Genomic DNA, 22,670 nt, shown 5'->3' with positions numbered 1-22,670 from the left:
TATTTCTCCTTAAGGTTGGATTGGATTTCCGATCGGAATCATAGCTTGAATACAGAAACCATGAGGTAACACAGGCTCAAATTGACAGGTTCCTCCTTGTTGCTTACAACGTTCAATCATACTTTTTAATCCATAGCCTATCTTTACAGCATCTTTATTTGTATAGATTCCATTATCGGCAATACGTAAATAGACGTGCTGATCTTTTTCTTCAATATGGACGGAAGCAGTATCCGCTTGTGCATGACGAAGTACATTGGTTAATGATTCTTGTAGGACTCGATACAACACAATACTGGTCTGAATCGACCATTCTGTTATGGGAGAATCTTCTACAAAAGTAAGCTTGAGTGCAGAACGTTGCCCTGTTTGTGTGATTAATCCTTTTAAAGCGACCAATCCTAAGCCCATCTCATCATTTGACCATTCTTTAACAGCTATACGTACCTCTGTAAGAGCTTGACGAGCGATGCCTATTAATTGCTTGATGCGCTCTGGCATATGCTGTGGTTCTGTAGATTGCATAATCTCCAAAGCTTGTAATTGAATAATAAGTGATGTTAGTTGATGCCCTAATCCATCGTGTATTTCTCGCGCTAGCCGTGTTCGTTCTTCTAATGCGGCATAACGTACGGAATGAGCACTTGCTTCTTGCAGTTCCAGATGGGCTTCTTGTAACTCCTTATGCGCTTGATCTAATTGCTCCAGATGTGATTTGGTCAAAGCATAAGCATTTTGACGAATTTGAGAACTGCGTACGACTAGAAAAACACCGATAATCGCCAATAAACTCCCAAAAGAAAAAGCATAAACCAATACAATCACTGTGATCGTAACCAGACTCACGACGATCGTGACATACCGGTAATTACGATTGATAAATATACTCAAAAACAATAACGGCCATAATAAACTTGAATTCACAGATCCATACTGATAATGAAGAGATAATGCTGTACTGATAATGACTGTAGACAAAATAATGTATATGGTTCGACTACGCCATATTTTGGGAATCCAAATAATAGATACATAGAGAAGTAAAATCAATAAAGTGCCATACTGATTAAATACTCCATAATTCGCATATTCATTATAGCTAGTGATCATCAGTACGATCGTTCCAAATATACGAATCAAATACCTATACGCATGTTCTTGCTCTATATCCATATGTACCCTCCGCTGATCTACATAACATCTGTATGATTGTATTTATTGTAGATCAATATGCAAAGATTTACATCTACTTAAAGATCGATATAAATGTCATCGTGTATATCTGTAGATAGATATAACTCTAATATTTGTTCGCTATTCAATAGCTTCGTGATATAAACCTTATCAATTTGGTATAACGTTTATGCTTCTTGTTCTTCTTGTGTCAGGAGATATGCAAAAAAGTCACTAAACGTATCCCATGTATCAGGCGCTACTTGAAATGATCGATCATGCAGTCGATAGACATCGATGCTATCGCACCAGATCACCGATGGAGTAGTTGCTGTATCCAATACGATCATACTTCCCGCAGGCTCTGCTAAAAACACCAACGAATGAGGAAATTGAGTGTCTTTTCGTAAGCGGAGTGTTTCTTCGATTAGATTAGGATGATGATTGGCATAACTAAATATAGAAATGCCCCCGACCAACCCTCCATTAAAAAATAAAGCGATCTCTTTAAAATCGTCAGGTAATTGTAACTGTAATTGTTGCTCAATCTTAGTCACTACCTGTGGTGTGATCACCTCATCTGGAAATAGTAAATCATATCGTTGTTTGATTGACGGTATAGCGTTCATTTCTGCATCGCTCCTTGCTATTTAACTCTATAATTATTGTATTCTATGTATTCATCTAAATGATACAACCTTCATAATCTCGCCCATCTAAAAAAAGTAGAAGGCATATAACGATGCACTCTACTTTTTGGGGTGTTATTTTAGATTTTGAGAAATCGTTGCTATATATTTTCAGTTCTAATCATACAATCACTTTAGCGCTCTATAATTAGACTTTTACTGTTTTTATCGCTTTATTCATTTCATGAGTCTGTTGTTCTAATACAGTAGAGGTCTGTGCTACACTTTCGAACATGGTTGCTTGTTCACGGATCAAGCGATAGATTTCATCCGAATGATCCGATACTTCTACCGAAATCTGAGCAATCGTATGGACAGAAGCCGCTGCTTCTTCTGAACCTGCCGATATTTCTTCAGCTGCTGTAGAGACTTCTTGAATACGTGCAGTCACCGTTTGGAACGTATCCAAGACCTGAGCAAATGCTAATTCTGCTTCAGCAGTCAGTGTCACTCCTTGTCCAATTTCTTGCACGGTCACTCCAACCTGTGAACCAATCTGCTGAGATTCTTGTTGAATATGCAATAACAAGTTCGAGATATTTTCCATAGAAGTGCTTGAAGCTTCTGCAAGCTTTCTGACTTCAGCAGCAACTACAGCAAATCCTTTGCCCTGCTCACCTGCATGTGCCGCTTCAATAGACGCATTTAACGCTAACAATTTGGTCTGACTGGCAAAGTCACGCACTGCTTGTAATGCAGTACCAATCTCTTGCGAATAATTAGTTAACACTTCGACTCTCAATACGACTTTACCCGACACATCTGAAATATGTTCCATTTGCTTTTTCATACGTGACATACTTTGTTTACCTGATTCTACGGTCGTTAGCGCACTTGTAGCCGCGTCCGATACCGCCATAGAAGATTCCGATATCTCTGTAATGCCTTTAGCGATCTCTTCCATCGCATGCGCACTATCACTTGCCCCTTGCTTTTGAGTACGTGCGCCATGTCTAATCTGTTCAACCGATTGATGGACTGTGGTGCTCATGGCTAACATTTCTTGAGTATTATGGTTAAACTGCTTGGTCGATTCTGATAAAATGTCTGTCGTTACAACTACACCTTCCACCATATCGCTTACCATTTTGTTCAGATGACCTGACATATGCATCATCGCTTGATAGGTCGTTCCTATCTCATCTTCGCTCCGTAAACGGTATGAAGTTAAAATCTGATGGGCGGCTGCAAGTTCGCCTTGTGCCATTTTTTCCACACTTGCTTTGAGTGGCTTCAGTGGACGTAATCCTCTAATAATAAACCACATCACAATCGCTATCCCCACAATCGTAATCAAGACCAGCAAACCATAGAACGGAATACTTTGTTGGATAATATCGGATTCTACACTTCCGATAATGGAGACTGCTGTATCAATACCAAGAACACCGATAAGCACGCCATTACTATCGAGAATCGGTGCATACGACGAAATATAGTTCCCATATTCGGGATTGTTAATAACAGGAGAACTGGCTGTTTGTCCTTGCTGTAACTTTTGAATCGCTTCTACAGGAATATCGGTAACTTCATTAATAGCGGAAGCTTTATCCGGATCTTTCATGCCGTCTATCATAATAAGAGGGGTACCTTTATCGTCTATTTTGACAAAATAAACATACATAGCACCAATACGTTCACGAAAATCATCCAATTCATCACGAATCTTCAGAAACATATCGTTTTCTTTGGGGTCTTTCGCAAATGTTGCATACGAGGCTTTGTCCAACTGGTTCACATAACTCTGCGCAATCTGAATATTGTAACTTGAAATAGCGCCTTGTGCGGCTGATCTCATATTAGCGATCTGTAGCAATATACTTCCAACAACAATAATAGTAATAACTAATGTAACAAAAGCAATAATACGTACCACTAACCGTTTTCTGAAAAAACCGATCATTCGCTTTCTTCCCCTCTGATCAAAGCAAACTTTTTGAAGACCGTACCCAAAAATCATATGTCTGAAGCACTAAGTTATGGGAAAATAGTAAACGAATATGTCGAATTATGCAAGAGAATATAAATTATTAGGAGAACATTTTTATAAATAAAAAACACGACTCAGTACTTGCTAGACTGAGTCGTGTTTTGAGATTGTATGATTTATGATTCTGCTTTTAGAAACCGGTTGTATATTGTATAGGAATTTGTGTTTCTTTTTTCAATAAAGAAGCAGCTTCCAATGTCCAATAAGGATTTCGTAACAATCCTCTACCTATAGCAACAAGATCGCTCTCCTCATTACCAATAACAGCATTTGCTACAATAGGATCATCCAATCGTCCCACAGCGATTACAGGTACATCGAGTGCTTGTTTAATCTCTTTAGCTAAAGGAACCTGATACGCAGCATGAGTTCCAGGTTTACCCCAAGCAGCAATCTGCCCCTCACCACCAGAAGAAATATCAAACATATCTACGCCTGCTGACTGATATACTTTAGCAAATGCAATACTTTCTTGAATACCATATCCACCTTCAACATATTCTTTCGCTGAAATGCGCATCAATAAAGGCATATCTTCTGGCATTTCATTTTTAGCGGCGGTGATCACTTCTCGACCAAATCGAGTTAAATCTTGACCATACTCATCTTCCCGTTTGTTGGTTAATGGAGAATGGAATTGATGAATCAGATAGCCATGTGCGCCATGAATTTCAATCGTATCAAATCCGGCTTGGACTGCACGAGCAACAGCACTACGGAACTTTTCAACCATTCCCTTTACTTCTTCAGTAGAAAGAGCTCGTGGCGTTTTTGAATTGGAATCAAAAGCAATAGCAGAAGGGGCAACAGGTATATCAGCATCTTCTGCTTTACGACCAGCATGCGCAATTTGAATACCTACTTTAGCACCATAACTATGACAAGCATCAACAATTCTTTTTAGTGCTGGAATCTGCTCATCTGACCATAGCCCTAGATCAAAGTCAGAGATACGACCATCTGGTTCGACATCGGTCATTTCAATCATGATCAGTGCTGTACCTCCAATTGCCCGACTAACATAATGCATATAATGCCAATCTGTAGCAATGCCATCTTTATGTTCAACTGAATATTGACACATTGGAGACATCATTGTGCGATTCTTCAACTCTAATCCTTTCAAATGATATGTGCTAAATAAATCTTTTAATTGATTAGTATTCACTTTAGTATTCCCCTTTAAATAAAATTCATGCGCATGCATGTAATTAGTAATCGTTAATATTATATTTTTTGAAAAGCTTCAGGCATCGCAAGATCACCCGCAATTAAATCAAATTCTTTTTTATAGGTATGAGGTTCATCTAATGCAAACAATATTGCCCTAGCTACATCTTCTCTTGGAATATTTCCGTTTGTAATATTGGATTCAGCTAATACTTTGCCTGTTCCTGGTTCATTCAAAAGAATACCCGGACGAATAATCGTATAATTCAAATCACTACTTTTTAAGATTTTATCAGCATAATGTTTGGCAGCATAATAAGGACGAATATGTTCATGCCAGTTGTCACGATGATTGGCTTGAATAGCACTGACCATAATAAAACGTTTAATAGAAGCTTGTTCAGCAGCTTCAATCGATTTGCCGGCACCATCCAAATCAATCAACAACGTTTTGTCATCTCCTGTTTTACCACCAGAACCTGCTGTGAATACGATCGCATCGCATCCTTGCGTCGCTTCTATGATGGAATCAACAGATCCTTCTAAATCAGCGACAACTGTCTCTATACCTACATCTTCATACGCTTTGGATTGTTCTTGTTTACGAATCATTGCCCGTACTGTATGTTGTTTACTTTCATGTAACAATGTAATTAATTTCTGTCCGATTTGTCCATTTGAACCGATCACAAGTACTTTCACAGGTATCATTCCTTATTTTTAAATTAAATTCATGCGCATGCATATAATTTAACGCATTGCTAAATGATTGTCAAGTTCGCGGACATTAAACAGTTCAAGCTAAAAAACAACCTGTTAACTAGATAACAAGTTGTTTTAAACAATCCACGTACTTTGTTCTATTTGTGATTTCTTTTTTTAAATATATGTTGTAACTGGATAAACTGCTCTGGCTCAATTTCTTGTTGTAACAGTTCATTGAACGTTATTAATGCACGTTGAAGCTTATTTTCTCCTAATTCAGTGATTCGAGTATATATCCCACGCTTGTCATCTTCACAAGTATGTCGTTCCAAAGCTCCACAACTTTTCGCTTCCATTCGTACAACTAAACGAGAAGTCGCACTTTGGCTTAAACCTATCATTTCTTGGAGCTGTTGCAACCGTAGTTTTTTGTCTTCTGCATTACATATAAAATATAATGTATAAAATTCTTTTAACGATAACTGATATTGTTCTTCTAAAGCTTGTTCTAATTTATGTTGGACACTAAAATAACCGTCTGACAATGACAACCATCTATCCAAAGTATCCTTATGATTTTCCAATTGTTTTCCACCTAATCTAACCAAAGTTTATAATTGTATCATTTATATTATTGTATCAATCCTACACATAATGGTCAAAATAATTAACCTTATCTTTTTTCTTTTTTAGTAGCTAACTCCTCATCTTCAAGTTCAATTAATTCTTGCGGTGTAGAAATCGCTACAGATACTAATAGTTTAAAAGGAGTACTGTTTAATCCGTGAGTAATCCAGTCATTATCTGTTTCTTCAAAAGTAGGCTGAGTATGGCTTAATATCTTATACATCTGTACGATTTTAGTCTTGTTCACCCCATTCACTCCTTCTTATTTCTAGCCACATAAATGAATCTACTCACTGGCATGACCGTTCTTTTTTATCCCATATAATAGTTTTTTGTGATCATCCATCGACTGTTTGAGGTCAATAATAGGTGTGATATAGGGATTGATTTCAAGACTCCATGGTTCATGGATATTTGTATCATCCAAATGACGCAATTCAGGAATATATAATTTGATAAATTCACCTTTAGGGTCATTTTCTTTACCCTGCTTAATCACATTATGCATTGGAATATGATGTTTAGGATCAATACCAGATTGAAGTTGCATCTGTTTCCAGTGAATCCCTGGATCATAATCAGTAAAAGCATGAGCCAAAACCTTGCCAACCACTCGCCAATCTAAAAGCAAAACGTTACATCCAAATGTCGCTAACATGGCTCGCTGTTTAAAATTAATCCATCCTGTTTGTTGTAAGCTACGCATACAGGCATCCAGAAATGGGAATCCTGTTTCACCTTTAATATAAGCATTCAATAATTCAGGATTCTGATGACGTATACCTTCAAATCTAGAATCTAATGACCTAATATGCATCATAGGAAAGTTCTCAACCGTCTGTACAAAGCTACTTCGCCATTCTAGACGTGCTTGGAAAGACTTCAATTGTTCAAATAAAAAATCATATTCTGATGGATTCGCAGTCTGTTTTAAATGTTTCATATGCTTTTGCACCGCACGCATCAAAGATTTTAACGAAATATTTCCCCATGTCAGATAAGGGGATATGATACTAGATGAGGAAGGCGCAACATAAGGCTTATTCATATCTATGTTGTACCGCATATACTTTTCTTCAAAAAAGCGCTTTGCATAGGCAATGCCTTCTTTTTCACCACCACGTATATCGATTGCTTTTTCTTCACCGGGAACCTGCAATGATTCCAAAATAGTGAGATCATTGGTGAGTTCGTTAGGAACTGTTGATAACGAAAAAACCTGTCGAGGAATAGCAAGAATCGGTTCTTTTATCCATTCTTTTAAAAAATCTCTTCTTCTAGGTGCATTTTTTCCCCTAACCACAGGAAAATCAGCATACTCTGTCCATAGGCATGTATGTTCATGCATCCAGCGTTTAACACGTAGATCGCGATCAAAAGTAGGTTGAATCCCATGCTCATAATGACTGTGCATACGAAAAGCTCCATACATTTTATAAATATCATCTAAAATCGATTCCATTTCACCGATCGCTACGTATAATTCTCCTCCTATTTTTCTTAAAGACTGTTGTATATCTTCTAAACTTTGTTGCATAAATGTAAGATGGCGTTTGGCTAAATCACCTGCCTGCCAAATTGAAGGTTCAGCAATATACATAAATAGAACTTTTTCGCCTGTAGCTACTGCATGATGAATAGCTTGATGATCAAATAAGCGAATGTCTCTTTTAAACCAAACCAGTTGCAACATTAAATGTCCCTCCCACACTTACGTTCTATCATTTTTACTTCAATTCTATTATGGTCTATTATTCTATTTTCATTCGTAGATCAAAATCATTTGTATTTTAAGTATACTGTTGAAACCCTGACAAACTATGTCATAATATAATTATATTATTTAATGTATCGTTATTTATGTTATAGATAGGTGGATATGTTATGAAATCAAATCGGTTATTCGAAATATTGATGATATTAATACATAAACGAAAAATGACTTCCAGTGCATTAGCGACACATTTTGAAGTATCTTTGCGGACTATATATAGAGATATCGAAGCCTTATCTATAGCAGGCATTCCTGTATACACAACTACAGGAAAAAATGGCGGTGTACATTTAATGGATAACTATGTACTAGACAAATCTTTTATTCCTGATAAAGAACAAAGCGAAGTGTTATTAGCGTTGAAAAGTTTGAGTACCGTCCCCAATATAGACGAAACAAAAGTATTAAATCGATTATTAGCGTTATTTGATCAGAAACAGAACCATCGAAATTTAGACTGGGTTGAAGTCGATTTTTCAAGATGGCAAAGTACCGATTATGAGCAAGAATTGTTTAACCAACTCAAGCAAGCTATTTTGAATAAACAAGTTATACAATTCGACTATATCAATGCTATGGGCGAAGAAAGTATGCGTACAGTTGATCCTTTAAAACTTATATTTAAGTTTAAAGACTGGTATGTACATGGATATTGTAAAAATAAAAAAGATTTCAGAATGTTCAAACTATTACGGATCAACAATTATCAAACGCTCCCCTTAAAAATCGAAAAAGAGTACATGGATGTCCCCGTTCCGTATCAAAATAATTATGTAGATCCTAATCATATGATTCATGTAGAATTGTTATTCCCCAAAAATGTAGCTCATAAAGTTTATGAATGGTTCGATAGTCAATACATCTTTAACGAAAATGAGCAACAGTTACGAGTATCTGGAACACTGATTAAAGATGATTGGTTTTTCTCTTCTTTGCTCGCTTTCGGCTCAGATATTATTGTAGAAGAACCTTTATATGTTAAAGCAGAATTGATTCGAAGACATCTCAAAGCTGCTGAAGATCTGGGCTTGTAATTCTATCATTCTCAAAGCAAAAAGAGCCATTATCAATAACGGCTCTTTTGATGTAATCAGTAGATATAACTTATATTTGTGATGCCATATCGTTCAGTTGTGTAACAAATGCTCCTTCATTAGAACCTTGTTGATCACGAATCATTTTTGCTTGCTCAACGATTACTTCTTCTGTATCTGTACCCAGTAATCGTATTGTTTCTTTAATAAAGTCTTCAAGTGGCATAGCATGCGGATCTTTACTCAGATCTGTCATAAGTTCTGTCTGAACACCCGGCGGTATGATTTCGAGTACTTTTACGGTGGTGTCTTTTAGCAAATAACGTTGGGATAATGTGTAAGAATGAAGTGCTGCTTTGGTCGCTGAATAGATCGCCGTTGCCGCATAGGGAATAAATCCAACCGCAGAAGTCGTATTGATGATCACAGCGTCTTCTTTAGACTTCAAATGTTCGATCAATGACGATGTTATGCGGATCGGTCCAAGTAAGTTGGTAGAAACGGTTGAAATCAGAATCTCCTCATTTATGACACCCACAGCCTCATCGAAAAGCATAATACCTGCGTTGTTAAATAAGACATTCAATTCGGGAAAGTCCTGAATAAGTTGCTTGGATGTTGCCTCAATACTGGAAAGATCTTGTATATCCAATTCAACTGCTGACATTCCGGGATTAGCACTCAGAACTTCCTCCAGACGCTCTTTTCTGCGACCTGAAATGATGACTTTGTTACCAAGATGGTGCAATGCTTCTGCTAGCGCACGTCCAATTCCTGAACCGCCACCTGTAATAAAAATCGTATTCCCTGTAAGTTTCATATCTAATTCCTCCACTGTTTTATTTTGCATAACTTTGTGATTGATTACATGGTTAACTGAATAAGATGTTGCTCCTTACCTTACTCTTTAATCGTTCTGAATAGACTAACCGCCTTCGTAGGATTATACTATTACAACAGTAGTTGCTTTAGTAGTTCAATCTTATCTGGAACAGTATAGAGTAACAACCAACAATATGAGCGATATGTTGGTTTAAACAAAGGAGTTGAATGAATGGGAATGAAAGTACGAAATATACGCACCACTCGAACAAGAGAATCGATTTTTGAAGCACTTTTTGAACTTATCGCAGAAAAAGATGTGGATAAAATAACCATACAAAATTTAACCGAACGTGCCCAAATCAATAGAGCCACTTTTTATGCTCATTTCCAAGATAAATATGAATTACTCGATGAAATTATACGGCAATCCTCCGAAGAACTTGTTCAACAGCATACAAATGGTGTGTGCGCATTTACCAAAGAAACGATAATGCAATTAGTATTCGCATCCTTTGAATATCATCAGCAAGTTAAACAAAAGTGCCTTCGGAATTACTCAAAAATCATTCCGTTACTCTCTTCTAAATTAATCGTTGCTCTAAAGAACTATTTGGATCTGGCAATGCAGGATATATATGCTGAAGAACGTACTTTGTATGTACAAATCTATGCCCATATGATTAATGAAGCTGTTACTCTGCATACTTCTGAACAAACCAAACTAAGCCAACAAAGTGTGGCAGAACATATTGTTCAAATGGTACGTCTAAACTAATTCATCGTGGATCTCAACTAAAAGAATACAATCTATAGGTTCTAACGAAAAAAAAGGACTTCCTTATGCTTGGAAGTCCTTTACATGTTGTGTATATATCACTTATTCTGTGGGATACTCAATAACTTTTCAAATGCTTTGATATTGGTATCAAAGTTAGGCACCGTTTGAGATTCTTCAGCAAATTTGATCTGTGCTATAACTAAATCGTTAAATGGTGTGGAGATTCCAGTGCCTTCTGCCATTTGTGGAACCACTCCATTAATATAATCGATTTCAGTTTTACGTTTTTTCTCCAAATCTTGAAGCATACTTGCTCTTAGCAATCTAGAGGGTTCCATGACGACTCTAAAGGTTTGTATACGTTCAGGCACATCATGTTCGCTTGTTAATTCTAGAGATTCCAAGTCAAATCCACCCATTTTAGCAAATGTGACCCCATTGGCGTGTCCAACTTTTATCGTCTCATCGGCGATATGAACAGCACTAACAATGCCAATGTCATGATCAAGAATATCTCCGTATTCTCCGTTTAATGCTGCGGATAAACCACTGAATGCATTGTTAATCAGTAATTTAGACCATTTCGTTCCCACTAAATTATCGGAAATATGTGTTCCGCCTACAAGATCCAAAACCGATTTAATACGCTGGATTCTTGCTGTCGTTTCACCGTTTAATTCTCCAATTTGAAAAGCATACTCTTTAAATTGAGTATAATCGGTTGTCAATTTGGATACGCCAGGTTCAATAAATGTAGCGCCAAATTCAACAGAACCTGCAATAACACGTTCGTCACCAACAATAGAAGCTACTTTCTGTTCAGGTATACCGTTTTGTAAAGAACAGACCACACTATCTTCGTTCAAGAATGGAAGCAACTCTTCAAGTACAGAGTCGTTATATAATTGTTTGGTTAACAGTAAGACTAAATCATATTTACCTGACTTGTTTTCAGGGGTAATAGCTTTCACCTTAGCCTGAAATTCGGTAGTACCAATGACTTTAGCTCCCGCTTGATTGAGAGTATCTACATGTTCTTGATAAGCATCAATCAACTCAACGTCTATTCCTCCAGCAGCAAGATATGCTCCCACTATGGTTCCCAAAGAACCTGCTCCTAAGACTGCAATTCTCATTTAAAAATCTCCCTTATTGTTCTTCTAGATAATTATATACAGGTTGTGCCGCATTCAACGTTAAATCTGTAAGAATATGAGATGCTGAAACGACTTCCAAAACAGGCAGATCGGCAAGCGGTGCCAGTGCGTGTTCAAATAATTGAAGTCTAGCCGGTCCAGTCCAAGCCCATTTAACATCTATATTCGTTATTTGTGTTCGTACCAAATCACAAATCTTTAAATTCCCATTGTAATCGGTAGCAATTTTAACCATAAAATTAGGGCGACAAATTTCACTTTTTGCTATTTCTTTATCCATTTCAACATGCTTATATCCCATAGTGGCATTGGCTATACGAAGTGAACCGTAATCAAGCGTGCCTACTAATGTATCTGAATCTACATAAAGTTTAGGTGCGCCTAACTTTTTAGGATATGCTGTAAGCTCTCGGCCACTTGCAATCGCTGGGAAGTTATCGACGTACATCGAATGTGTGTAATCGCCATCTTCACCATTAAATCGGACAGGAATGACTTGACCAGCTTCAGTATAAGCACCTAATCCAGACACATCAGGCATCCACATTACTTCGAATTTGACTAAAGGTTCACCGATTTCAAGAGGTTCTGGTACGGCTGCTCGTAAAGCTTTCTCATCCGTCCGATAAATAATATTGAGATATTCACGGTTAATAAATTTGTAGGGTGGCATAGGGTAAGCGGGTGCAGTTAATGGTGTGTTGAGATTTCGGGCTATATTATTGATATCAATTTTCATCATGCACCTTCCTTTTTCACTCAAAGTTTTTAGTAGCTATTTTACTTATTGGTTAGTGTTTACTCATATATCTTATATATCTATAATACATCTATATTTACATATAATCTAATATATAATAATGTATATATACATTTACTCCAATAAATAAGTGAGGGATATCTATGGAATTGCTTCAGCTCAAATACTTTCAGACTGTTGCCTATACAGAACACATTTCCAAAGCAGCCCAACTATTGAACATCGCCCAGCCTTCTTTAAGCCTGACTATCAAAAGACTTGAAGACGAACTGGGAACAACGTTATTTGATCGCAAAGGAAGAAATATTCAACTGAGTGCGTCAGGCAAAATTCTTCTGAAGCACGTCAACCGAATTTTTATTGAGATTGAAAATGCACAAATGGCAATTCAATCGGAAGAACATCATCTTGCTAACACTATAAAAATAGCCATTTCCAATCCAAGATTTCTTACCGGTCTAATCAGTGAACATATCAACCTTTTTCCTACATCAAAAATTCTCCAGTCTATTGGAGTGAAGAACGACATATTAACAAGTTTGAAAAAGGGAGATATTGAGTTAGGCATTACAAGTCACCCTATTCAAGATGACGAGTTAGAAAGTTGTTTACTGATCGATGAAGATATTGTTCTCGTTTTGCCTTCGAACCACAGATTAACGGGGAAAAATGAAATTTCGTTAAGTCTTTTTGCCGATGAACCATTTATCACTCTCGCTAATAATGTAGAGTATAGTGCTTTTACTACTTTTCTTTGTGAGAAAGCTGGCTTTAGCCCCAAGATTGCATTTGAGGTTGATTCCCATTTACTGGTCGAAATTATCAAACTTGATCAGGGTGTGGCTTTAATTCCTATTTCCGTTTGCAGAACATTGGGGTTAAATTATATAAAAATTACGGATGACTCTACTACCTATCCTGTTAGCTTATCTTGGGTAAAACACAAGACGTTATCCTCTTCAGCAAGACATTTTCGTGACTTTATTATTTCGTATTATCAAGATAACTATAAAATGTTCAAGGTGTATTAATATTTTTTATATAAAACAAAAAAGGATAGTCATGATGACTATCCTTTTTATTATCTTTAATTTATTTAGCTGTAATCGTCTCACCTTGTACAGGCTCACTTCCATCTTTCCACTTGATCTGAATCGCTTTAGACTTGAACAGATCTGCTCCGTCAGACACTTGATAATGCAAATGTGCTTCGCTAGAATTACCGGAGTTGCCGACCAATCCTAGTTGATCGCCTGTTTTCACCATATCTCCAACTTTTACCAATGCCGATCCTTTTTTCATATGACCGATTACGCTGTATTCTCCATTCGCATGAGCAATCACCACTTCATTGCCCGCAGGAACATCAGGGTTCATTTTACCTACAGGCTCATTATCTGCAATATTGCTCAATACCGATACGACTTTACCATCAGCAGGGGCATATAACGGTTGTCCAAAAGCATAATAGCTTTCATTTTTGAGTGGATCGCCACTATAAGAGTGTCCGTCTTTGCGCTGGATAAAGTCATACGCATAACGCTGACTTTCGTACTCATAATGGTAATTGATCAAAGCATTATTCCCACCCCAGAACACAAACCAGTCTCCTTTGAATGGAAATGCATATTCATTTTTGGTAGTGACTTTATCTGTAGTCGTTGCTGGTGTTAATGCTTTGGCTTGTAGACCTAGAATGGTTCCCTGTTTGTCCATCGTCACATTCAATCCTAGATCACCTGAATCACTGACCCATGAACGAACATCGGCATCGTTGATCTCCATATCTGCTGCTTCATTGAATGTTTTCACTGATTTTATTGACATTTCGGCTGAAGTGATAAAGTCTTTTTCCGATATTTGCTTTTTAAAATCGTCGCTAAATTGATCGTATACTTCTTTATATTTGCCATCTAATAATGCTGTTGGAATGTCTTCCGCTGTAAGCATTTCCGAGTCGGTTGTCGGTTGTTCAGTGGTTGCTGGCGGTGTAGTCGTTTCTACCGTTGTTGGAGATGGTTGAGTTGCATTACCTCCACAAGCTGCTAGAACTACGGTAAGTGCTCCCAAAGCTAATCCCATTTTGCTGTAATGCATCCAGTTTACATTGTTTCTTTTTTTCATCATATTGCACCTCTTTATATACTATAATTTATAAGATTTCATTGCTTTACGTAATTCTTTCAAGGTTGGACGTTTACCATACATTAATACACCGGTACGATAGATTCTGGCAGATAACCAACCGAAGAAGAAAATCGATATCAGTAGAATAGCAATCGAGATCGCTATTTCCCAGATCGGCATAGAACCGAGTCCAATACGTACAATAACTGTCGTTGGAGAGAAGAATGGAATATAGGAAGAGATACGCATTAATAACGAATCTGAATTCGAGATACTAAATATTCCGATATAAAATGCCGCTAATGTTAACATGGTGATCGGTGCTATTGCTTGCCCTAAATCTTCTGTACGGCTCACAATAGAACCGATCGCCGCAAACAAGGTAGCATATAAGAAATAACCCAATACATAATACAGCAATCCAAATCCAACCACGTTCAAAGATAGATTACTTACATGTAGATCGAATCCAGCTAGTACTTCTTGATAGTATGGAAGAGATAAATTAATCGCGATCACGATACCATAGGAAGCAATTTGTGTTAGTCCCACTAAGAAAACGCCGATAATTTTACCGAACATTTGAGTCAGCGGAGATAGGCTGGAAATTAAGATTTCCATAACACGCGAGCTTTTTTCTGCTGTTATCTCGGAAGCGATCATATTGCCTGTAATGGTGAGCGAGAAGAAGAACAATATCATTAACAAATAGACTAGAATATAGTTCTCAGTGTTGGACTTTATTGGATTTTCTTTCGGTTCTGTCGAGCTCTTATTCAGATCATCAATAGAAGTCTGATTGACTATAACAGGTGTCCCAATCTGTTCCAACTGCGTATTGGTTAACTTGCCTTCTGCAATATATTGAACTTTGGCGGTTTGAGTAGCCGTTTGTAATAGATTTTGAATCGTTGCATTATTTTTCTCACTGACATACGTAACGGTTGGGAAAGCCACGTCACCTGTAGTCGGCTTTTGCAATAATAGATAGCCGCCAATACTTCCGTCTTCGACCTGTTGGCGAAGAACCGATTCAGATTCTGCTTTGGCTTGCCATTGTAGCTGTGTGTCTTTGGCTTGACTGCTTGTATTCGTAGCTGTATGCTCTGCCGCTGAAGATAACGCTTGTTGCTTTTGCGCTGCTTGCTGAATCTGAGTCGCAATCTCATTGTAGCTACTGGTTGCAATACCAATTTTCATATTGTCTTCATCGTTGTTACCCGAAAATAGTTGAATAAAATACGGCACATTGAGTCCAACCAGTAACAATACTGCAAGAGTTAATGTAGTCCACCGAAACGATTTATTTTTGACTTTATTACGATAGGTAAAATTAATGACATGTCCAAGCTTATTCATTATTGCCCACCACCTTAATAAAGATTTCGTTCAATGTTGGTTCCTTGATCTCGAACTGTTCTACATTTCCATGTTGCATTGCTAATTGTAAAATCTGTTGTGCTGCTTGTTCTTGATTAATATGGATCAGATAACGTCCGTTCTCATCTTGTGGCTCTACATGCACGATACCTTCAATATCGCTTAAACCAGATAATGGATGAGCTGTACGCAAGACCACTTTCTCGCGTGGATATGTGTTTTTGATATCTCGTAAATTTCCTTGCAAGACAGGCTTAGAACGACGAAGTATCGTCATATTACGGCATAACTCTTCTACATGTTCCATCCGATGAGTAGAAAATAAGATCGCTGTGCCATCATCCCGTAATTCTTGAATCACTTCTTTGAGCATTTCTACATTGACGGGATCAAGTCCACTAAATGCTTCATCGAGAATCAAAATACTCGGATGATGTATGACAGCAGCGATAAAGCCCATTTTCTGCTGATTTCCTTTGGATAACTCTTCTATCCGTTTATCTAAATACTCCATCGCATCAAACCGTTCTAGCCACTTGTGTAGACTTTGAACAGCATCTTTGTGAGTCATACCACGCAATTGTCCAAGATAGACCAGTTGATCACTGATTTTGACTTTAGGGTATAATCCACGTTCTTCTGGTAGATATCCCATTTTGTGTTGTAACTCTTTGCGATATGGACGACCGTCATACAGAATCTCGCCTTCATCTGGATAAATTAGTCCCAGTACCATCCGCATCGTTGTTGTTTTACCTGCTCCATTTGCTCCAAGCAAGCCGTAAATTTCTCCTGCTTCTACTTCAAGAGACAGTTGATCTACAGCCGTTTTACCTGCATAATGTTTGATAATTTGATTCAATACCAATGGTTTCATCACTTTATCGTCCCTTCATATCAAATATTTTGCATCAGCAAAAATCACTTTTTCATTGAACTTGGGTCGCGCTTATATTGCCAAGCGCTTATCGTAAGATATTTTGCTAAAGCAAAAATCATTTCTTCATGGAACTTGGGTCGCGCTTATACTGCCAAGCGCTCTGGCGCCAGTAGTATAGTAAGTCTTCCCATTCGAGTCCTCGGGTTTGGATGGGGATATTATTTTCAGCAGCGGCTTCTTCTAATTCAATAGCATTCGTTGTTATCACACGTACAGAGAGATCGGATTGTGCTTCCCATGCGACAATGCCGTCACATTCATGCAGGCTATGAATAACATCTGCATCGCCTACACCTGCATTGATCCATATTTCTTTCCATGTTTGATACAGTGTATCTTTTTCCTGTATACCATAGATCATGCCGTCATTCATCAACATGACATAATCAGCAAGCCGTTCCACTTCTTCCATCCGATGGGTGGTGATCAGAATACTAAGATCATCGGTATCCATAAGTTGATGCAAGGTACGAATCATATCTTTCCATGCGAAAGGGTCTAGTCCAGAAGACGGTTCATCCATCAACAGCAGATCAGGTGAAGTGGCTATTGCAGCAGCCAATTCAAATTTTTGCCGTTGTCCTTTGGACACTTTATTTAACTTGGTCGTAGAAGGTACTTGAAATTCAGTCAGCATTTGTTCGAATCTTTTTTGATTCCATTTGGGATACCATTGAGAGCGGAAATGGGCGGCATCTAGAGCAGTCATGCGATTTTCTTCAATTGATGAATGTTCAGATACATAAGCGATTCGTTGCCGGATCGACAGAGGCAATTCGCCTTTGGCTGGTTGTCCAAACCATGTCATCCATCCTTGATCTGGATAAATGGTCTGCATCATCAGATTTAACAATGTACTTTTTCCTGCTCCATTTTCACCGACAAGAACAGTAATATACCCTTGAGGTAATTCAAGATTAATAGGCCCAATAGTATGTTGACCTCGTGTTTTGTAGACTTCATGTAATGAAATGACTGATTGTTCCTGCATAGCTGTTTCCTCCTTAGCTATATGATAGGCTTATCATTCAATAGTGATGTTATGTTGTAAAATGTTGATGGATTAGCTCTGCAAACAATTGTTGCAACTGCTGTTCATCCCATCCAAGGGCGGTACTTTTCTGAATCGCTTCATTTAGAATTTTGCGTACATTTTCTTCACTCATCTGGGTAAGTTGCCCTTGTTCGACTTTGGTAACAAATGTTCCTGTTCCCTGGCGTGTACGTAACCATCCTTCATTCTCCAAGTCTTGATACACTCGTCGAATTGTAATAACACTACATTTCAGATCCGCTGCAAATTCACGAATAGAAGGTAATAATGTACCCTCCTGCAATTTGCCTCCAATAATGAGAGAACGTAATTGATTCTCTACCTGCCGATATAATGGTTCAGCACTATCTTCATTGATCTGCACAGGTATCTTCATACGCCTACACCTCCTAACCCTAGCGCTCTCAAATCCATTACCTTATACCAAATCTCTATGTCTTAATGTACGTCGAATCCCATAAATAGATAACGTCATACACACTATACTTACTGCAATACAACTCCACATTAGTGGTGAAGCCAAGCCATATTTCATAGCCACTAACAAAAAGGTGTTGGTGATATTCCAATCTAACCAGACACTGCAAATCGACAATATAACAAGTACAAAAATAACAATAAAAGTAAATTTCATATACTTTTTACCGGAGAGACTAAATTCAAAATATAAATAAAAACTCATTAATGTTATACAAAAGCCAGCCCAAGTGAGTGCAAAAGCAATATAAGAAATGAGTGAAATATCTACTTCAAAACGAATCCTCATGATATACAGAATAGAGAAAAATAATGTCCAGTTATATAAAAAGATAAGTGCCATCTGTTGAAATCTTCCCCATATAATCGCAGCTGAGGAAACAGGCAAAATACGAAGATAGACTAAATTTTTGGTGTACGTATCTTCTTTTTGTAAATTAAATGCTCGCCTAGAAAAATCAGTTCCCAACAACGGTGCACAGATCAGCATAATAAAATCAGTTGTACTCGATTGTAAAAAGTGATTTTGTCCAGCTAATGTACCTGTATAAAAAAGAATACCTAGTACACCACCCATATAAAGTACAAATATACTAGACCAGACAAACATCAGCCGATTGTTCGCAAAATCTTTACGAGCTAATATCCAACCGTATTTGAAATTTTCTATCATAAATATATCCTCCATTCGGTGTATATACTGTATATATCTATATACACAGTATACATTGTATATATACAGTGTCAATAGATTTAGAGATATTCGTACTTTATTTTTGGAGATTATTATCTTCCATGTTCGAATATTAACTTTAATACGTTGTTATAAGAATTAAATATTATATTTTCATCTTAAAAAATACAAAAAAAGTCCTCTGGCGGTCAGTCGCCAAAGGACGGTATGTCTTGCTTTCATTAAATTACGAAAATAATCATCACATTCATTGTTCAGTTGTTACATTAAATCTTAATCATTACATTTTCAATAATCGTCGCATGTGCTTACATACTTAATCAAGAGACGGACGAATCTAACTTAACAAGTTCATCCTCGACAAGAAGCGTGAGTTCTTCTTCGTATCCCCCGGTTATGTGATACTTGCGAACATATTCCTTAACAAATTTCTTTGGATCCTTAGGCCGAAAAATGCGTGTCATTTCTCGTAGACTTTCCTTGACTTCATTGTGTCCTTTAGTTGCCATGGAATTCCCTCCCAAAACGTGCCTTGTTTTTGAGAACGCCGAAAAGATCCTTTGGTGTGTTTGTAGTTAGATATGAAGTTGTATCTCATCTGTGATCTTTTAGCACTTTCTTCGGGCATCTGACATATTACATACCCTTTAAGATAAATGCTGAATCAATCCGGCTGAATGCTCTTATCTTCTTAGTACAAGGCTGATCTACCCGCATATGGTATATCCCTGCGCATCTAAGCGCCTCTCTAGTGTGTTGGTCGCTGTTAGCAACGTGTTCAACGCCAACCCTTATCTAAGCACCTTATTATTTTATAATATCATACTTTTTAAGATTGTAGCACTTTTGTTTGTTAAAAAAAGGTACGAAATAGGTTAATTTTTGGGCGAATAATCATCGTTTTTATAGCGGTAAAAACTCTTTAGAACATGAAATAAAAATGCGTTGTCTCGAAAAGGAAACCAACGGGTAAACTATAGTAGAAAGTGACTTTTGCAGATTGAGTTGTCTCTATATTATATACGTAAAAATGTCCACATTGGATTATCTATAACTTCTCGTGCTATGCTCAACAAGAATAGAGAAGCAGCTCATATAGAAACAGAATATATATGGCTTAGAAAGGAATTCTAGTATGTCTTACAATTCATCTTCAATTCTAATCTTATATGCAAGTTATGGACATGGACATTATCAAGCTGCCAAGTCTTTGCAAGCCAGTCTATTCGAACGTGGTGTTCCACGTGTAACGTTACTTGATGTGATGGCTGAATCTCACCCTTTGATCAATAAAGTGAGTCAATTCATTTATATGCAAAGCTTTACTACCATTCCTCACTTGTATGGCTGGGTATATTACAGCACGCGCAAAATGAAAGCCACTTCTTTATTCGGCAAAGCTCTTCATTCGCTAGGTATGCAACGTTTACAAACGGTATTAGAGCAGGAGCAACCTGATCTAGTGATTCATACTTTTCCTCAATTGGTATTACCTAATATGAAAAAGCGTTGGAAACTCACGATGCCACTTGTAAATATACTAACTGATTATGATCTACATGGGCGCTGGTTGCATCCTCATGTTGATCATTATTATGTACCAAGTACAGACATGAAGCAGGATATGTTGACTCATGATATCTTGCCAGAACAGATCAGTGTATCCGGTATTCCTTTACGAGCTGACTTTGATCATCTATCTACCGATACGTATGAAGTATCTCATCAAGCAGAGCGTTCACAGCTTCGTATACGTGCTGGTCTGCAACCAGAGTCCAAAACCGTACTGTTACTTGCAGGTGCTTATGGTGTGCTTAAAAACGTTCGTGAAGTCTGTGATCAGCTTGCTAGTCGTACCGATACTCAGGTGATCGTGATCTGTGGTAAAAATGAGTCTTTATTGCAAGAATTAAATACTCATTATGGTGATCATCCTGCTTTTACCCTGATAGGTTTTACAGATCGAATGAATGAATGGATGATGATGAGCAATTGTGTGATTACCAAGCCAGGCGGTCTTACCGTCGCTGAATGTATTCACTGTGCATTGCCACTATTTCTACTCAAACCTGTACCCGGGCAAGAATTAGCGAATGCTCTGTATTTGCAATCGTATCAAGCTGCTGAAATATGCGATTCTTCAACGGCATTAGCTGAACGTCTGATGATCGCTTTAGATCAACCGGAGATTTTAGAACGTATGCAAGCACAGCTTCGTACACTTCAGACACCCCAAGCTTCTCATTACATTGCCGATGATCTGATCGAACGTTATCTGTCTCAAGCTCATGCTACTCAGTTAGTCAAAGTACCACTGAAGCCCAATCTGCGAACAACGATTAATTAAAACGGAGACTATTCATCTACAAATTCAACACGTCCGTTATCTAGCGAACGGATTCGTACCAGTGATTCTAAGCGATATCCTTCATCTATAAGCAGTTGAGCGCCGGGTTGGAAAGACTTTTCGATCACAATACCAATCCCTACAACTTCTGCGCCTGCTTGTTTGACTATACGGGCAAGACCAGAAGCAGCTTCTCCATTAGCTAGAAAATCATCAATAATCAGTACCCGATCACCAGGATGTATAAATTTTTTGGAGACGGTAATATCATTACTTTGCTTTTTGGTATAAGAATATACGGTTTCTACAAAAATATCTTCTGTTAATGTAAGAGACTTCTGCTTACGGGCAAAGATCAATGGAACTCCAAATTCTAATGCTGTCATAATACCGGGAGCAATGCCTGAAGACTCAATCGTCAAAATCGTTGTTACGCCTGTATCTGCGAATAATTGTGTAAATGTTTTGCCGATTGCCTGCATTAATACAGGGTCCATCTGATGATTGAGAAAAGAATCGACTTTGAGTACTTGTCCTTCAAGGACAATCCCCTCATTAATCACTTTTTGACGAAGTAATTCCATAATTGATTCCTCCTTGGTTATCTTTAAAGAATACAAAAACAAGTGAAAGTACATAAACTATATCATGTCTACTTCACTTGTACTGCGCTATACAGCTACAAAATCATTTAAATTCTTTTTTATATTTGAAAGGACTTGTCTAAATGCCATAGTAAAGCATAGCAAAGTAGTGGTATAGTAGGACTATATAACTATTATTCGTTTATTTAGGTTGTATGTTCATTATATTTTTCTAAAATCCGATATATAAAGTGATCCATACTACCTTCTTTTTGCGTATATTTTATATACATTTATTGGTTATTGAGTAAAACAATAACTAAGTAGGTAAGTTATATGTTGTATTCTTATATTTTACATAAAACAGCATATGCAATTTTACCTA

General features: G+C 37.5%; 23 protein-coding genes. 4 read left to right on the top strand and 19 right to left on the bottom strand.

The features are described 5' to 3' along the window. Positions 1 to 9: 9 nt before the first annotated feature. The 8 genes from PaeCFBP13512_RS17505 to PaeCFBP13512_RS17470 form a co-directional block, all read right to left on the bottom strand. Positions 10 to 1,173 carry a sensor histidine kinase gene (locus PaeCFBP13512_RS17505; RefSeq protein WP_137224899.1) on the bottom strand — a complete coding sequence of 388 codons (1,164 nt, stop codon included), beginning with the start codon at positions 1,171 to 1,173 and terminating at the stop codon, positions 10 to 12. A gap of 188 nt (positions 1,174 to 1,361) precedes the next feature. Continuing rightward, positions 1,362 to 1,802 carry an SMI1/KNR4 family protein gene (locus tag PaeCFBP13512_RS17500; protein WP_137224897.1) on the bottom strand — a complete coding sequence of 147 codons (441 nt, stop codon included), beginning with the start codon at positions 1,800 to 1,802 and terminating at the stop codon, positions 1,362 to 1,364. A 208-nt stretch (positions 1,803 to 2,010) separates the two neighbouring features. Next, on the bottom strand, positions 2,011 to 3,765 hold the full coding sequence (locus PaeCFBP13512_RS17495) for a methyl-accepting chemotaxis protein (protein ID WP_137224895.1): 1,755 nt from the start codon (positions 3,763 to 3,765) through the stop codon (positions 2,011 to 2,013). A 217-nt stretch (positions 3,766 to 3,982) separates the two neighbouring features. Then, the gene (locus PaeCFBP13512_RS17490; protein WP_275094496.1) at positions 3,983 to 5,020 is read right to left on the bottom strand and encodes an NADH:flavin oxidoreductase/NADH oxidase; all 1,038 of its coding nucleotides are present in this window, start codon (positions 5,018 to 5,020) and stop codon (positions 3,983 to 3,985) included. Between the two features lie 59 nt (positions 5,021 to 5,079). Then, positions 5,080 to 5,724, bottom strand: coding sequence for an SDR family oxidoreductase (locus tag PaeCFBP13512_RS17485; RefSeq protein WP_137224891.1), 645 nt, complete (start codon positions 5,722 to 5,724; stop codon positions 5,080 to 5,082). A gap of 158 nt (positions 5,725 to 5,882) precedes the next feature. Beyond that, positions 5,883 to 6,311: a MarR family winged helix-turn-helix transcriptional regulator gene (locus tag PaeCFBP13512_RS17480; protein WP_137224889.1), complete on the bottom strand. Its 429-nt coding sequence runs from the start codon at positions 6,309 to 6,311 to the stop codon at positions 5,883 to 5,885. An 89-nt stretch (positions 6,312 to 6,400) separates the two neighbouring features. Next, on the bottom strand, positions 6,401 to 6,601 hold the full coding sequence (locus PaeCFBP13512_RS17475) for a hypothetical protein (protein ID WP_137224887.1): 201 nt from the start codon (positions 6,599 to 6,601) through the stop codon (positions 6,401 to 6,403). Between the two features lie 39 nt (positions 6,602 to 6,640). Further along, positions 6,641 to 8,047 carry an FAD-binding domain-containing protein gene (locus PaeCFBP13512_RS17470; protein WP_137224885.1) on the bottom strand — a complete coding sequence of 469 codons (1,407 nt, stop codon included), beginning with the start codon at positions 8,045 to 8,047 and terminating at the stop codon, positions 6,641 to 6,643. Between the two features lie 191 nt (positions 8,048 to 8,238). Between PaeCFBP13512_RS17470 and PaeCFBP13512_RS17465 the strand changes: the two genes are divergently transcribed. Further along, positions 8,239 to 9,162, top strand: a complete 924-nt coding sequence (locus PaeCFBP13512_RS17465) for a helix-turn-helix transcriptional regulator (RefSeq protein ID WP_241669420.1) — start codon at positions 8,239 to 8,241, stop codon at positions 9,160 to 9,162. A gap of 70 nt (positions 9,163 to 9,232) precedes the next feature. On the opposite strand, the gene PaeCFBP13512_RS17460 is transcribed toward PaeCFBP13512_RS17465, so the two are convergent. Further along, complete coding sequence (locus tag PaeCFBP13512_RS17460; protein ID WP_069329479.1) at positions 9,233 to 9,982, bottom strand: SDR family oxidoreductase; 750 nt, start codon at positions 9,980 to 9,982, stop codon at positions 9,233 to 9,235. A gap of 234 nt (positions 9,983 to 10,216) precedes the next feature. Between PaeCFBP13512_RS17460 and PaeCFBP13512_RS17455 the strand changes: the two genes are divergently transcribed. Further along, positions 10,217 to 10,762: a TetR/AcrR family transcriptional regulator gene (locus PaeCFBP13512_RS17455; protein WP_137224883.1), complete on the top strand. Its 546-nt coding sequence runs from the start codon at positions 10,217 to 10,219 to the stop codon at positions 10,760 to 10,762. A 98-nt stretch (positions 10,763 to 10,860) separates the two neighbouring features. Here PaeCFBP13512_RS17455 and PaeCFBP13512_RS17450 read toward each other — a convergent pair whose 3' ends face one another. Both PaeCFBP13512_RS17450 and PaeCFBP13512_RS17445 read right to left on the bottom strand, forming a co-directional pair. Further along, positions 10,861 to 11,901, bottom strand: a complete 1,041-nt coding sequence (locus tag PaeCFBP13512_RS17450) for a ketopantoate reductase family protein (protein ID WP_137224881.1) — start codon at positions 11,899 to 11,901, stop codon at positions 10,861 to 10,863. A gap of 13 nt (positions 11,902 to 11,914) precedes the next feature. After that, positions 11,915 to 12,661 (bottom strand): acetoacetate decarboxylase, encoded by a 747-nt coding sequence (locus PaeCFBP13512_RS17445; RefSeq protein ID WP_137224880.1) that lies wholly within the window; start codon positions 12,659 to 12,661, stop codon positions 11,915 to 11,917. A 164-nt stretch (positions 12,662 to 12,825) separates the two neighbouring features. On the opposite strand from PaeCFBP13512_RS17445, the gene PaeCFBP13512_RS17440 reads away from it, so the two are divergent. Beyond that, positions 12,826 to 13,713, top strand: a complete 888-nt coding sequence (locus PaeCFBP13512_RS17440; RefSeq protein WP_137224878.1) for a LysR family transcriptional regulator — start codon at positions 12,826 to 12,828, stop codon at positions 13,711 to 13,713. A 61-nt stretch (positions 13,714 to 13,774) separates the two neighbouring features. Here PaeCFBP13512_RS17440 and PaeCFBP13512_RS17435 read toward each other — a convergent pair whose 3' ends face one another. From PaeCFBP13512_RS17435 to PaeCFBP13512_RS17405, 7 genes are all read right to left on the bottom strand, one after another. Then, positions 13,775 to 14,806 carry a peptidoglycan DD-metalloendopeptidase family protein gene (locus PaeCFBP13512_RS17435; protein ID WP_241669419.1) on the bottom strand — a complete coding sequence of 344 codons (1,032 nt, stop codon included), beginning with the start codon at positions 14,804 to 14,806 and terminating at the stop codon, positions 13,775 to 13,777. 21 nt (positions 14,807 to 14,827) lie between these two features. Beyond that, positions 14,828 to 16,168 (bottom strand): ABC transporter permease, encoded by a 1,341-nt coding sequence (locus tag PaeCFBP13512_RS17430; protein WP_137224876.1) that lies wholly within the window; start codon positions 16,166 to 16,168, stop codon positions 14,828 to 14,830. Then, entirely contained in the window at positions 16,161 to 17,066 is a 906-nt protein-coding gene (locus PaeCFBP13512_RS17425) for an ABC transporter ATP-binding protein (protein ID WP_069329485.1), read from the bottom strand. The genes PaeCFBP13512_RS17430 and PaeCFBP13512_RS17425 overlap by 8 nt, the downstream gene beginning before the upstream one ends. Positions 17,067 to 17,184: 118 nt before the next feature. Further along, entirely contained in the window at positions 17,185 to 18,120 is a 936-nt protein-coding gene (locus PaeCFBP13512_RS17420; RefSeq protein ID WP_069329486.1) for an ATP-binding cassette domain-containing protein, read from the bottom strand. 49 nt (positions 18,121 to 18,169) lie between these two features. Beyond that, a complete protein-coding gene (locus PaeCFBP13512_RS17415) occupies positions 18,170 to 18,559 on the bottom strand; it encodes a GntR family transcriptional regulator (RefSeq protein WP_069329487.1) in 390 nt (129 codons plus the stop codon). A gap of 42 nt (positions 18,560 to 18,601) precedes the next feature. Next, the gene (locus PaeCFBP13512_RS17410) at positions 18,602 to 19,333 is read right to left on the bottom strand and encodes a hypothetical protein (RefSeq protein WP_069329488.1); all 732 of its coding nucleotides are present in this window, start codon (positions 19,331 to 19,333) and stop codon (positions 18,602 to 18,604) included. Positions 19,334 to 19,674: 341 nt separating this feature from the next. Beyond that, positions 19,675 to 19,863: a hypothetical protein gene (locus tag PaeCFBP13512_RS17405; RefSeq protein ID WP_069329489.1), complete on the bottom strand. Its 189-nt coding sequence runs from the start codon at positions 19,861 to 19,863 to the stop codon at positions 19,675 to 19,677. A gap of 626 nt (positions 19,864 to 20,489) precedes the next feature. On the opposite strand from PaeCFBP13512_RS17405, the gene PaeCFBP13512_RS17400 reads away from it, so the two are divergent. Continuing rightward, positions 20,490 to 21,701 (top strand): MGDG synthase family glycosyltransferase, encoded by a 1,212-nt coding sequence (locus PaeCFBP13512_RS17400; RefSeq protein ID WP_137224874.1) that lies wholly within the window; start codon positions 20,490 to 20,492, stop codon positions 21,699 to 21,701. Positions 21,702 to 21,709: 8 nt separating this feature from the next. On the opposite strand, the gene PaeCFBP13512_RS17395 is transcribed toward PaeCFBP13512_RS17400, so the two are convergent. Further along, on the bottom strand, positions 21,710 to 22,285 hold the full coding sequence (locus PaeCFBP13512_RS17395; RefSeq protein WP_069329491.1) for a xanthine phosphoribosyltransferase: 576 nt from the start codon (positions 22,283 to 22,285) through the stop codon (positions 21,710 to 21,712). Positions 22,286 to 22,670 lie beyond the last annotated feature (385 nt).

The sequence above is a fragment of the Paenibacillus sp. CFBP13512 genome (assembly GCF_005233705.1).
Lineage (GTDB): Bacteria > Bacillota > Bacilli > Paenibacillales > Paenibacillaceae > Saccharibacillus > Saccharibacillus nuruki.
Note: the sequence above shows the minus strand (reverse complement) of the source record. Positions and strands in the feature narration are given on the sequence as shown.